At 61.8% G+C, this 11,461-nt stretch carries 14 protein-coding genes and 1 tRNA gene; 4 read left to right on the top strand and 11 right to left on the bottom strand.

Annotated features, from left to right (window positions below; genetic code table 11):
* The first annotated feature begins 456 nt into the window (after positions 1-456).
* Both hemG and dnaQ read left to right on the top strand, forming a co-directional pair.
* Complete coding sequence (hemG, locus tag HQL56_14065; protein MBF0310644.1) at positions 457-1,851, top strand: protoporphyrinogen oxidase; 1,395 nt, start codon at positions 457-459, stop codon at positions 1,849-1,851.
* A complete protein-coding gene (dnaQ, locus tag HQL56_14060; protein ID MBF0310643.1) occupies positions 1,842-2,543 on the top strand; it encodes a DNA polymerase III subunit epsilon in 702 nt (233 codons plus the stop codon). The genes hemG and dnaQ overlap by 10 nt, the downstream gene beginning before the upstream one ends.
* Positions 2,544-2,657: 114 nt before the next feature.
* Here the strand turns inward: dnaQ and HQL56_14055 are convergent, their stop codons facing one another.
* The 4 genes from HQL56_14055 to thiD form a co-directional block, all read right to left on the bottom strand.
* Positions 2,658-2,942, bottom strand: a complete 285-nt coding sequence (locus HQL56_14055; protein MBF0310642.1) for an XRE family transcriptional regulator — start codon at positions 2,940-2,942, stop codon at positions 2,658-2,660.
* A 51-nt stretch (positions 2,943-2,993) separates the two neighbouring features.
* Positions 2,994-3,317 (bottom strand): HigA family addiction module antidote protein, encoded by a 324-nt coding sequence (locus HQL56_14050; GenBank protein ID MBF0310641.1) that lies wholly within the window; start codon positions 3,315-3,317, stop codon positions 2,994-2,996.
* A gap of 44 nt (positions 3,318-3,361) precedes the next feature.
* The gene (locus tag HQL56_14045) at positions 3,362-3,640 is read right to left on the bottom strand and encodes a type II toxin-antitoxin system RelE/ParE family toxin (GenBank protein MBF0310640.1); all 279 of its coding nucleotides are present in this window, start codon (positions 3,638-3,640) and stop codon (positions 3,362-3,364) included.
* An 80-nt stretch (positions 3,641-3,720) separates the two neighbouring features.
* Positions 3,721-4,515, bottom strand: a complete 795-nt coding sequence (thiD, locus tag HQL56_14040) for a bifunctional hydroxymethylpyrimidine kinase/phosphomethylpyrimidine kinase (protein MBF0310639.1) — start codon at positions 4,513-4,515, stop codon at positions 3,721-3,723.
* Between the two features lie 73 nt (positions 4,516-4,588).
* On the opposite strand from thiD, the gene HQL56_14035 reads away from it, so the two are divergent.
* Positions 4,589-6,175, top strand: coding sequence for a phosphoglycerate dehydrogenase (locus tag HQL56_14035; protein MBF0310638.1), 1,587 nt, complete (start codon positions 4,589-4,591; stop codon positions 6,173-6,175).
* On the opposite strand, the gene HQL56_14030 is transcribed toward HQL56_14035, so the two are convergent.
* On the bottom strand, positions 6,169-7,368 hold the full coding sequence (locus HQL56_14030; protein MBF0310637.1) for a glycosyltransferase family 4 protein: 1,200 nt from the start codon (positions 7,366-7,368) through the stop codon (positions 6,169-6,171). The two genes, HQL56_14035 and HQL56_14030, sit on opposite strands and share 7 nt — an antisense overlap.
* 29 nt (positions 7,369-7,397) lie before the next feature.
* Positions 7,398-7,473, bottom strand: a tRNA-Arg gene (locus tag HQL56_14025).
* Between the two features lie 163 nt (positions 7,474-7,636).
* On the opposite strand from HQL56_14025, the gene trxA reads away from it, so the two are divergent.
* Positions 7,637-7,963, top strand: coding sequence for a thioredoxin TrxA (gene trxA, locus HQL56_14020; GenBank protein ID MBF0310636.1), 327 nt, complete (start codon positions 7,637-7,639; stop codon positions 7,961-7,963).
* Positions 7,964-8,005: 42 nt separating this feature from the next.
* On the opposite strand, the gene HQL56_14015 is transcribed toward trxA, so the two are convergent.
* The 5 genes from HQL56_14015 to HQL56_13995 all read right to left on the bottom strand — a co-directional run bounded on the left by HQL56_14015 (position 8,006) and on the right by HQL56_13995 (position 11,326).
* The gene (locus HQL56_14015; GenBank protein ID MBF0310635.1) at positions 8,006-8,329 is read right to left on the bottom strand and encodes a YggU family protein; all 324 of its coding nucleotides are present in this window, start codon (positions 8,327-8,329) and stop codon (positions 8,006-8,008) included.
* The gene (locus tag HQL56_14010) at positions 8,326-8,958 is read right to left on the bottom strand and encodes a YggT family protein (GenBank protein ID MBF0310634.1); all 633 of its coding nucleotides are present in this window, start codon (positions 8,956-8,958) and stop codon (positions 8,326-8,328) included. Before HQL56_14010 ends, HQL56_14015 begins: the two co-directional genes overlap by 4 nt.
* A 193-nt stretch (positions 8,959-9,151) precedes the next feature.
* A complete protein-coding gene (locus HQL56_14005) occupies positions 9,152-9,979 on the bottom strand; it encodes a pyrroline-5-carboxylate reductase (protein ID MBF0310633.1) in 828 nt (275 codons plus the stop codon).
* Between the two features lie 286 nt (positions 9,980-10,265).
* On the bottom strand, positions 10,266-10,964 hold the full coding sequence (locus HQL56_14000; protein ID MBF0310632.1) for a YggS family pyridoxal phosphate-dependent enzyme: 699 nt from the start codon (positions 10,962-10,964) through the stop codon (positions 10,266-10,268).
* Complete coding sequence (locus HQL56_13995; GenBank protein ID MBF0310631.1) at positions 10,961-11,326, bottom strand: hypothetical protein; 366 nt, start codon at positions 11,324-11,326, stop codon at positions 10,961-10,963. Before HQL56_13995 ends, HQL56_14000 begins: the two co-directional genes overlap by 4 nt.
* Positions 11,327-11,461: the final 135 nt, after the last annotated feature.

The raw sequence follows: 11,461 nt of genomic DNA, 5'->3' as shown, positions 1-11,461 counted from the left end.
GCCCCGAGGTTTTGACGTGGCCTTTGGCGGGTCGAAGCCCAAAGAAGAAATGCCCAACCTCGAACCGCCTCCAAACCCTGTTCCGTCTTCGACCCGCCCGGAGGGGGCAAGGGGAGGGCCTCATCCTCCCCATCCTTGAACGTGCCAATGCGCCATGGTTCGGGTTTTCAAGAATAACTTAATATTTTTTCAGAACAACCCCGGCTGTGTCTTGGTGGTGAGTTCAAAAATGGGGAGGATGAGGCCCTCCCCTTGCCCCCTCCGGCGGGTCGAAGGGTTTACGAAGATCGTGCGGGGGATCGGGTTGGTGCGCTTTCCTTCAGCGCTTCGACCCGCCAAAGGCCAGGTCAACACCTCGGGGCTCCGCCCCGAACCCCGCCGGGGGGGCCAGCCCCCCGGTCCCCCGCATGACTGAAAAGGCCACGGATCTCAACATCCCAAGATGGGCGCGGTTCAGTGAACGACACACCAAAAAAAGTCATCATCATCGGCGGCGGCATCTCCGGCCTGAGTACCGCCTGGTTTCTGCATCGGGCCGGCATACCGGTCTGTCTGTTCGAGCGGGAGACCGAGGCGGGCGGCAGCATTCGCACCCGGGAGCGCAACGGCTACCGGGTGGAAGAGGGCCCCAACTCCACACTGCAAAAACCCAAACGCCCGGAAGACGCCCTGGGACGCCTGCTCGCCGGACTGGGTGTGGAGGATCGGCTGCAGGAGGCGGCAACCGCAGGAGCCATTCGCTACGTGGTGCGCGACGGACGTTTGCAGCCTCTGCCCGCGTCGCCACCCGCCTTTCTGACCACCTCTCTCTTTTCCTGGCGGGCCAAGTTGCGCCTGCTGGCCGAACCCTTCATCGGACGGGCGGCGGACGAAGAGAGCATCGCCTCTTTCGTGCGCCGTCGTCTGGGGCAGGAGTTTCTGGACTACGCCATCGAGCCCTTCATCTCCGGGGTCTATGCCGGGGATCCGCGTCAACTGTCGGTGCGTGCCGCCGTGCCGCGCATTCACGCTTTGGAGGCGGAATACGGCTCCCTGCTGAAGGGGGCGCTGGCCCTGGGTCAGGTCAACAAGGGAGCGGGCATGCCCAAGGGACGACTGGTCTCGTTCGATGGCGGCATGCAGTTTCTCTCCCGCGCCATCAGCCGGGCCCTGCCGCCGGGCAGTGTGCGCACGGGATTGCGCATCACCCGATTGAGCCGCCACGAACGGGGCGAACCCTGGCGATGCTACTGGGAAGGCCGGGTGGAGCGGGGCATCGAACGGGGGGATCAACTGGTACTCTCCGTTCCCGCCCGGGAGGCGGCGTTTCTCTTGCGGGAGCTGGCTCCCCAGGCGGCTGCCGTGCTGGAGGGGATTCCCTACGCGCCCATCGCTTCCGTGGCGTTGGGTTACGCCCGCGCCCAGGTGGCGCACAGTCTGAACGGTTTTGGTTTCCTCATTCCCCGCAAAGAGGGGGTGCGCAGCCTGGGAGGCCTCTTTTCCAGCAGCCTCTTTCCGGGTCGGGCCCCGGAGGGCCATTGCCTGCTCACCGCCTTCATCGGCGGCGCCATGGATACCGCCTTTCCCACGGAGACCACCCCCGATCTGGCGGCGCGGGTGGTCGACGACATGGCGCATCTGCTGGGCATTCAGGGAGCGCCGCACCTGCTGGCGCCCACCCGTTACGAACGGGCCATTCCCCAATACACCCTGGGCCATCTGCAACGCATCGCCGCCATCGACCGCCATCTGGAAGCCTTGCCCGGCCTGTGGACCCGGGCCAACTGGCGGGACGGCATCGCCGTGGCGGAGTGTGTGCGTCAGGCGGAGCTGACTGCGGAAAGGATCGTGGCGCGATGGACATCCGATTGATCGTTCTGGATACGGAAACCACCGGTTTCGGCACCGATGAACACCGCATCGTGGAGATCGGCTGCGTGGAGTTGCTGGGCAGCCGCAAGGGGGAGCAGCGGCAGTGGTATCTCAATCCGGAGCGCCCCATTCCCAAGGAGGCCACTGCCGTTCACGGCATTACCGACGCCAAGGTGGCGGATGCCCCCCTGTTCAAGCAGGTGGCGGGGGAGTTTCTGGCCTTTGTGGGGGAGTCGACGCTGGTGATCCACAACGCCGCCTTCGACATGGGTTTCCTCAACATGGAGCTGACCCGGTCGGGGCGGGAGACGCTGCCCATGAGCCGGGCCATCGATACGGTGACCTTGGGCAAAAAACGCTTTCCGGGGGCCACCGTCAGTCTGGATGCGCTGTGTCGTCGGCTCGGAGTGGACAATACCAACCGGGTGCTGCACGGGGCGCTGCTGGATGCCCATCTGCTGGCGGAAGTCTATGTCGCGTTGACGCGGGAGGGGCAGTATCGGTTGGATCTGAAGGACGATCCCCCGCCGGTGGTCGGCAAGGGGGAGAGTGTGGGGCGCAAGGTCTATCCGGCGCGGCAGTGGGCGATTCTGCCGGAGGAGGAGGAGGCTCATCGTTTGTTTCTGGCGCTGCTGGAGAAGGAGTCGGGTGGCCACTGCTTCTGGATGCAGGAGCCGGAGGGCAAGGGGTGATCTGCCTTTCAATATTTAATCTTTTAAATATCAAAAAAAGAAAATGTTCTGTCTTTTGACTTTGTATTCTATCTTTTGACTTTATTAATCATTCTTTTATAATAAAGATACTCATCAAGCCGCATGCCGCACTTCCACCCGGATTCCGGCGCGGATGGCCAGCATCACCAGCATGTCCAAGCTGAATTTCGCCCACTTACCACATACCAGATCGGAAACCCGTGACTGGGTGATGCGGAGAACCTTGGCGGCTTCTGTCCGAGTCCACCCTTTCTGCGTGATGACGAGCCGCAAGTCCGCCATGAGATCGGCACGCATCGACAGGAGCATGGCTTCATCCGGCGGAAAGCCGAGATCCGCGAAGATGTTTCCACTGGATGCGATGACCGGTTCATCCATGATTCATGGCTTCCTGAGTCGGTGCCCGTGGGCAAGGGGTGACCCGATGGATTACCGGGTCGTTGGTAAACGAGGTTCTTGAGGGATGGGTTGCACTTTTTTCCACTCTTCGGACTGTCTGGCTTCCCAGATGTCGACGGCGTTTTGCAGATTCAGCCAAAGCTCCGGAGTGGTGTTGAAGGCCATGGCCAGACGAAGCGCCATGTCGGCGGTGATGGCGCCGTTTTCGTTGACGATCTTCGAGATGGTCTTTCGGGAGACGCCCACCCGGTGGGCCAGTTCGGTGACGGTCAGCCCCAGCGGATCCATGTGATGCCGCTTGAGCAGGCCTCCGGGGTGGGTGGGTTTTCGAAGTCTTGGCCTCGCATTGAGCATGATCAGGGCCTTTAAATAAACGGTTAAGATATGAGAAAAACTATTTAGTGATAGTCGATCATATTGATATCAGAGGCTTTCCCATCGTCGAATCGAAAAATGATTCGCCAGTTTTGGTCCACATCAATGGCCCAGATTCCTTTTCGATCTCCTTTGAGTGGATGTAGGCGGTATCCGGGAATATCCATGTCCCTGATCTCCTTGGCGGCATCCAGGCGGTCCAGAATATCGGCAATTTTTTGTGTTCGCTGAGGCGGGACTCCTTTCTTGGTCCCGTCGTAGAAGAAATCTTCCAACCCCTTGTGAATAAAGCTTCCGATCATGTCATCTCCTGTTCGGATCGCGAAGCCGACCGTCGGATGTAACTCTATAGGTTACACCTGGAATTGGCAAGAGAAACTTTTCACCCCGGCCACAACAGCCGCTGCCCCTTGCCCCACCCCAGACTGCCGCGCAGATTGCGTCGCACCCACTCTGCGGCCAGAAGAATGGCCTCCGTCAACGGCAAACCCTGCCCCATTCCCGTGGCAATCCCCGACGCCAGGGTGCAACCGGTGCCGTGATAGCCCCCGGAGGCCGTCAGACGGGCCGTGGCGAAGCGTTGTACCCGTTCTCCGTCCCAGAGCAGGTCCGTGACCGTCGGCCCCGGCAGATGGCCTCCGGTGACCAGCACGGCCCGTGCCCCAAGAGTCACCAGTCGCCGTGCCGCCTGTTCCATGTCGTCGAGGGTGTCGACCGGCCGTCCCGACAACAACGCCGCCTCCCGCAGATTGGGGGTCAGCAGGGTGACGCGGGGCAGCAGCCGCTCCCGGAACAACAACAGACCCGCCTCCTCCAGCAACGTGCCGCCGGCGGTGCCCGCCAGCACCGGATCGGCCACCACGGGAAGCCCCGGCCAGTCGGCAAGCACCCGACACACCTCCTCCACAATGGCGCGGTTGGCCAGCATGCCCAGTTTGACGCCGTCCGCGCCGATATCCTCCAGACAGGCCCGCATCTGTTGACCCACGAGTTCGGCGGGCAGGGCCTCGACCCGGCAAACCCGCCCCGTGTCCTGCACCGTGATGGCGGTGATCGCCGTCATGGCGTAGCCGCCCAGGGCGGTGACGGTCTTCAGATCGGCCTGCAAACCCGCTCCCGCCACGGGATCGGAGCCCGCCACCACCAGAATGCGCGCCGGACGCTTGTCATGCGGCATGGGCTGTGCTAGTTCATTACCCGTTGCCCCATCGTGCCGCACCCTCAAGCCCTCCTGGACAGGAAACGTCGCCATGTACAAAGTCCTTCTCGCCGATAAAATGTCGCCACTGGCCGAAGAGATCCTGCGTCAGCAGGGCATCGAAGCGGTGGTCCGTCCCGGTCTCTCTCCCGAAGAGTTGAAAGCCGTGCTGCCGGAGTTCGACGGAGTGGCCATCCGTTCCGCCACCCGCATGACCGCCGAACTGATCGAGGCGGCCACCCGGTTGAAGGTGATCGGCCGGGCGGGCATCGGCGTGGACAACGTGGACCTGCCCGCCGCCACCAAACGGGGCATCATCGTGATGAACACCCCCTTCGGCAATACGGTGACCACGGCGGAACACACCATCGCCCTCATGCTCTCCGCCGCCCGCCACATGCCGGCGGCCACCGCCTCCACCAGGGCCGGCAAATGGGAAAAGAACCGTTTCATGGGCAAAGAGCTGTTCCGCAAGACCCTGGGCATCATCGGCACCGGCAATATCGGCGCACTGGTGGTGGAACGCTGTCTGGGGCTGAAGATGCACGTTCTGGCCTATGACCCCTTCATCAGCAAGCAGCGGGCGGAAGACATGGGCATCGAGCTGGCCCCCAGCCTGGAGGAGTTCTGGCCCCGCATCGACGTGCTGACCGTGCATACGCCCCTGACCCCCACCACCCGCCATCTGGTCAATGCCGAGGCCTTTTCCAGGATGAAGAACGGGGTGCTGGTGGTCAACTGCGCCCGTGGCGGCATCATCGACGAGGACGCCCTCTACGATGCGCTGAAATCGGGCAAGGTCTTCGCCGCCGGACTCGATGTCCTGGAGGTGGAACCGGCCAGGGAACACAAGCTCTTCGAGCTGGAAAACGTGGTCTTCACCCCCCATCTGGGCGCTTCCACCCAGGAGGCGCAGGTCAACGTGGCCACCCAGGTGGCGCAGCAGATTGCCGACTTCCTGCTGAAGGGCACCATCCAGAATGCCCTCAACATCCCTTCCGTCAGCGAAGAGGAGCTGCCGACGCTGCGTCCCTACCTCAATCTGGCCGACAAGCTGGGCACCACCCTGGGCCAGTTGACCGACGCCGGCGTCAAGCGGCTGATCATCACCTACGAGGGGGAGGTCTCCGCCCTGAACCAGAAACCGATTACCGCCACCATCCTCAAAAGCCTGCTCGGTCCCATGCTGGAAGAAGGGGTCAATCTGGTGAATGCCCCCATCATCGCCCAGGAACGGGGCATCGAGGTGGTGGTGAGCAGTCAGAAACGCCAACAGAAGGGCTTCACCTCGTTGATCACCGTGGGGCTTTCCACCGATGATCGGGACCGCTGCATCTCCGGCACGCTGTTCAATGGTCAGCAGCCCCGTATCGTGGCCATGAACGACATTCCCATCGAGGCCACTCCCGAGGGCAACCTGCTGCTGGTGTCCAACCGGGATGCGCCGGGTCTCATCGGGCGCGTGGGCACCATTCTGGGTGATGCGGGCATCAATATCGCCAACTTCCATCTGGGGCGCACCGCCATCGGCGGGCGGGCCATCGCCTTCATCAACGTCGACGAGGAGATTCCCGCAGAGGTGATGCAGCGGTTGGGACAGGTGACCAACGTATTGGAGGTCAAGCAGATCCGCTACTGAGACATCTCCCGGTAGAGTTCCAGATAGGCCCTGGCCATGGCCTCCGCGCTGAAGCGGGAGGCGATCTTCGTGGCCAGGGCTCCTCCCATCTCCCGTGCGGTTTCGGGATGGTCGGCCACCCACAGCACCGCATCCGCCAGGGCGGACGCATCCTCCGTTCTGGTCAGCAGCCCCTCTTTTCCCGGTTCCAGCAGATCCCGAAAAGCGTCGATATCGGAAGCGATCACCGTCATGCCCAGGGCGCCGGCTTCCAGAAAGGTGTAGGGGGTGCCTTCGCTGCGGGAGGGCATCAGCAGGGCCAGCGCCCGCCGGGCCATGGCCTGCCAGACCGGACGGGGCAGCACTCCCGGAAAGTGGATGCGTTCCGACAGGCCGCGTTTGACGACCTCTTCCCGCAGGGGGGTGGCGTATTCGGGCATGGTGCCGGTATCCCCGACCAGCAGAAGATGCAACTCCGGTTGCTGCGCCAACACCCGGCTCCAGGCCGCCACGGCGATATCCACCCCCTTGACCGGCTCGATCCAGCCCACCATGAGGCAGAACCGTTCGGGAAGCGCCATCCCGACGGGAAGGGGGGCGGGCACGGGAGGCGGCGTGCCGTTGGGGATGCAGCGCACCGCGCGACCGGGGAAATGTTCGCGTGCCAGCCGTTCCAGAGCGGGAGAGACCGTTACCAGGTAACGGGCGCGCCGCAGGCAGCGACGCTCCATCCAGGCCAGCCAGCCTTTGCGTTTGGTGAATTTCACCAGATCGGTGCCGTGAAAGGTGATCAGGCAGGGAGGAGCGCCCAGCAGGGCGAGCAGCAGGAAATAGAAGTCGTAGGATTGCAGGGTGTGCAGATGGATGAGATCGACGCCTTCCCGGCGCAGCAGACGCCGCAGGGTGAGGAGGGTGCGGGGGAATTCGACCAGCCAGCCCAGGAAACCCCTTACGGGATGACGGTCGATGGGCATGCGCAGACGCAGGGTGAAGAGATCGACCTCGCCGTGGCGCTGTTGCGAGAGGTTCTTGTCGTTCCAGCCGCCCGGAATGAAGAAGGAGACGCGACAGGAGGCCTGCAGCGATGCCGCCAGGGTGTGCAGCATGGCGTCGATGCCGCCGTGAATGTCGGGAAAATGGGTGTGGTGGACGAGCAGGACATGTGGCAGAAGATGCGGATGAGGCCGGGACGGCGGGGCGGAAGGCAGTGTCATCGCCGTTTCGAGGGATCCGATATCGAGAGTGGCGCGCGGTACAGGACTTGAACCTGTGACCTTTGGCTCCGGAGGCCAACGCTCTATCCACTGAGCTAACCGCGCCCGATGGGCCTCTTTATAGGCAAAGTGGAGCGCCGTGTCAATTGGCCATGGGAAAAGGCGCACAGATCCCATTCCGCCGACTTGACAGGAAAGCGGAGCATTGCCTAGAATTCACGGTTTTGGAGAAGGTAAAAGCCGTCAGCCAGATAGGGAGATTTCGTTCATGAGCCAACATATCCTGCAGACATCCGACGACCGGTTCGAAGAAGAGGTATTGCAGGCCAAACTGCCGGTATTGGTGGATTTCTGGGCGGAGTGGTGCGCGCCCTGCAAGCAGGTGGCTCCGTTCCTGGACTCCCTGGCGGAGGATTATCAGGGGCGCCTCATCGTGGCCAAGATCAACATCGACCAGAATCCCGGTACACCGGGTCGTTACGGCGTGCGTGGCATTCCCACGCTGATGCTTTTCAAGGGTGGCAAGATCGATGCCTCCAAGATTGGCGCCATGCCCAAGTCGAAGCTGTACGAATGGGTGGAATCGGCCCTGTAGTCTCTGTTTTCTCCCCGTCCCTCCGGCGTCCTGCCGGAGGGGTCAGGGTCCATCCGGCAGTTGCCACGTCCGACAAAACTGCGTAAACCGTTGCGGCGCCACCTGTTGCAGGCGCACCCGCTTGTCCCGTCCCTGTTCCCCCTGCACGATGATCACCGCGCTTTTGGCGATGCCGAGTTGTTTGGCCAGATAGGCGATCAACGCCTTGTTGGCGGCGCCTTCCACGGGAGGGGCGGTCAGGGCGACGCCCAGACGTCCGTGGCGCAGGCCGAGAATGGTTTCACGGGAGGCGCGCGGCGCCACATGGATTTCCAGGAGGAGATCGCCCTGCTCCGTGCGCCACCAGGAGGTGGCGGCGTTGCTCATGGCATGAAAGAGGGGGGATCGATGGCGCTGCTGGCGGGGGTCATGAGCAGCTCCATGCCGTTTTGCAGCAGTCCCAGCAGAAAGATGGTCAGGATGACGGCCAGAAACGGGGTCAAATCCATGCCGCCCAGGGTGGGGATGGAGGGGCGCAGACGGCGCAGTACGGGTTCGGTGGCCTGGAAGATGAAGCGCACCCAGGGGTTGTAGAGGTTGATGGCGGCGGGTTGACCGCGGCGGAAGGAGATCCAGGACCAGAGGTTGAGGCCGCTGCGCACCAGAAAAAGTATCAGGTAGAAAGTGATGAGCAGGTGGACGACGATGAACAGTTCGTTGACCAGCATCAGCATGGCTCCGCCGGTGGAGAGGCCGGTGGAGAGGGCGACCAGGATACGTTTGGCCAGGGCGAGCAGGAGCAGGGCCACGATGGGGGAGAAGTCGAGGCCGCCCAGGGTGGGCAGCAGGCGTTGCAGGGGGCGCAACAACGGATCGGTGGTGCGTACCAGGAACTGGACCAGGGGGTTGTAGGGATCGGGGTTGACCCAGGAGAGCAATACCCGGATCACCACCATCCAGGAGAGCAGTTCCAGGACGAAGTTGAGGATTGTGGCGATGGAGGCGAAGAGGCCCATGGAGGGATTCCTTTCTTTGGACTTTTAATATTTATCTTTTAAGTATCAAAAAAAGAAAATGTTCTGTCTTTTGACGTGTCTGTTGTTCATTACATAAGCGCACATCAAAAAATTTATATTTTATTAGTACAAATTCAAAGTCAAAGGATAGAACATTTTCTTTTTTTGATACTTAAAGGATAAATAGTGCAAGTCAACGGAGTTCCCCTGCCCGCTTCCAGGCGGCCATTACCGCCTCCATCAAAGCCCCCCGCACCCCCGCCTGTTCCAGACGCAACAACCCGGCAATGGTGGTGCCGCCGGGCGAGGTGACCTGGTTTTTGAGTTCACCGGGATGCTTGCCACTCTCATCCATCAACCGGGCGGAACCCAGCAGCGTCTGAATGGCCAGCCGGTCGGCCACATTGCGCGGCAGACCACAAGCCACCCCACCGTCGGAAAGGGCCTCCGCCATCAGAAAGACATAGGCCGGACCCGACCCCGAGAGGGCGGTGACCGCATCCAGCAGGGACTCCTGCCCCAGAATCAGGGTTTCGCCGCAAGCATCCAGAACGCTTTTGGCCAGGGCGATCTGGGGAGCCGTCACCGTGGCAGCCGCCACCAGTCCGGTGATGCCCGCCCCCACCAGCGCCGGCGTATTGGGCATGGCCCGCAGCAAGGGTTGTCCTTCGGGCAGCAGGGCCCCCATCTGCGCCAAAGTCACCCCGGCGGCGATGGAGAGGACCACGGTTTGCGGTTGCAGACTCTGCCGGATCTCCTGCAGCACCATCGGCACCACACCGGGTTTGACCGCCAGCACCAGCAGATCGATGTGGCTTTGCAGCAGGGTGTGGTTGTCCGTCAACGGCAGCAGTCCGGGGCACAGGGCAGTCAACTCCCGACGCCGTTCTCCGTTGGGTTCGGCCACCCGCAGATGATGGGTGGAGACGCCACGGCGCATCAACCCCTGGATCAGGGCGGCGGCCATGTTGCCGCCGCCGCTGAAAGCGATGGTGGTATCGGGGGGAAGAGCGGTTTCCATGGATCGTACTCCCTGCGGCGTTATGGAGCCAATTGTAAAACTCCCGCCGCCAAGCGGAAATATATTTTAAATCTTTTGACGTTCAATATGTTATCTTTTAAGTATCAAAAAAAGGAAATGTTCTATCCTTTGACGTTTTGTTTGTTGTTAAGATCATCAAGACCCATTGCTTCGCGGTTTTGCAAGGGGCTCAAGAAACAAGTCAAAATATAGAACATTTCCTTTTTTTGATACTTAGAAGATAACATATTGAAAGTCAAAATTATATTATCACTTTGCAACTCTCTCATGGATAATGTCGTGCCCCGAAAAGGGCGCTGCCCACCCGGATCAGGGTGGCGCCCTCCTCGATGGCGACTTCAAAATCGTGGCTCATGCCCATGGAGAGTTCCGCAAGACGCAAACCCGGTGTCTCCTGCTCCAGACGGCGGGCCAGCCGAGCCAGCTCCCGGAAATGGGGACGCACCGCTTCGCTCTCTTCCAGATACGGGGGCACGGTCATCAGACCCCGCAGATCGAGCCCGGAGAGGGCGCGCACCGCCGTGACCGCCGCTGCGACCTCCATCGTGGCGAAGCCGTGCTTTTGGCTCTCCCCGCCGACATTGACCTGCAGCAGTATCGGCAGCGGCGTTGCCCTGCCCGACGCGACCACGCAACGGTGCAGCTCCTGGGCCAGGGGGATGGAATCCACACTATGGACCATGTTGAACAAGGCTGCGGCCTCCCTGGCCTTGTTGCGTTGCAGGGTGCCGATCAGATGCCATTCCAGGGCGGGGTTCGCCAGTTCGGCGATTTTGTCGCGGGCCTCCTGCACGCGGTTTTCGCCGAAGAGGCGCAGTCCGCAGGCCACCGCTTCGGCGACCACCGAGGCGGGCAGGGTTTTGGTGACAGCTACCAGTCGCACGTTGTCGGGATCCCGCTGGCAGCGTTGGCAGGCGGCGATCATACGGTTGTGGATGGCGCGGATCGAAGCGGTCAGGCTCATGGGTTATGCCCGCCGGGAGCCGGTTTGCCGCTGACTTTGGCCGCCGCCGGGGCCGTGGTGGCGGGTTTGGGTTCGGCGGCCAGGGAGAGGCAGAGCTTTTCCAGTGACTGGCGGGAGAGTTCCCGTCCGGGTTCCAAGGTCTCCTTGAGCTGACCGAGCAGTCCCTGGGAGAAGGTGTCGGCGGAGAGGACCACACTGTCGTGTTTGAGGCCGTAGCTGACTCCGGACATGCCTACCGCGACCAGCAGTACCCAGAAAAAGAGCGAAAAGCTGTTGGCCACGATCTTGTAGATCCCGAAGAGGGCCAGCAGCCCTCCCGCGACCACCAGTATCCAGGATTCCATGGCAGGCAAGACGGGCATGACATTCTCCAAAGCCTGTGCGACGGGTTGAAATTCTCGACTATACGGTAAAATCGCGCGGGCTTCATCGGAAGAATTGCCGTATCTGTTCAGGTATACGGGGGTTCGGGGGGGATTATCCCCCCCGACGGGTCC

This window comes from Magnetococcales bacterium (assembly GCA_015231925.1).
In the GTDB taxonomy this organism is placed as follows: domain Bacteria; phylum Pseudomonadota; class Magnetococcia; order Magnetococcales; family JADGAQ01; genus JADGAQ01.
This window is presented reverse-complemented; position numbering and strand designations above follow the sequence as displayed.

Coding starts and splice junctions, on each gene's coding strand:
- HQL56_14050 (MBF0310641.1), bottom strand. CDS start 3,317: ATGCTCAATGCGAGGCCAAGACTTCGAAAACCCACCCACCCCGGAGGC.
- thiD (MBF0310639.1), bottom strand. CDS start 4,515: ATGCCGCATGACAAGCGTCCGGCGCGCATTCTGGTGGTGGCGGGCTCC.
- HQL56_14055 (MBF0310642.1), bottom strand. CDS start 2,942: ATGGATGAACCGGTCATCGCATCCAGTGGAAACATCTTCGCGGATCTC.
- HQL56_14010 (MBF0310634.1), bottom strand. CDS start 8,958: ATGGGCCTCTTCGCCTCCATCGCCACAATCCTCAACTTCGTCCTGGAA.
- HQL56_14005 (MBF0310633.1), bottom strand. CDS start 9,979: ATGGAAACCGCTCTTCCCCCCGATACCACCATCGCTTTCAGCGGCGGC.
- HQL56_14030 (MBF0310637.1), bottom strand. CDS start 7,368: ATGACACTGCCTTCCGCCCCGCCGTCCCGGCCTCATCCGCATCTTCTG.
- HQL56_14045 (MBF0310640.1), bottom strand. CDS start 3,640: ATGATCGGAAGCTTTATTCACAAGGGGTTGGAAGATTTCTTCTACGAC.
- trxA (MBF0310636.1), top strand. CDS start 7,637: ATGAGCCAACATATCCTGCAGACATCCGACGACCGGTTCGAAGAAGAG.
- HQL56_13995 (MBF0310631.1), bottom strand. CDS start 11,326: ATGCCCGTCTTGCCTGCCATGGAATCCTGGATACTGGTGGTCGCGGGA.
- HQL56_14000 (MBF0310632.1), bottom strand. CDS start 10,964: ATGAGCCTGACCGCTTCGATCCGCGCCATCCACAACCGTATGATCGCC.
- HQL56_14015 (MBF0310635.1), bottom strand. CDS start 8,329: ATGAGCAACGCCGCCACCTCCTGGTGGCGCACGGAGCAGGGCGATCTC.
- HQL56_14035 (MBF0310638.1), top strand. CDS start 4,589: ATGTACAAAGTCCTTCTCGCCGATAAAATGTCGCCACTGGCCGAAGAG.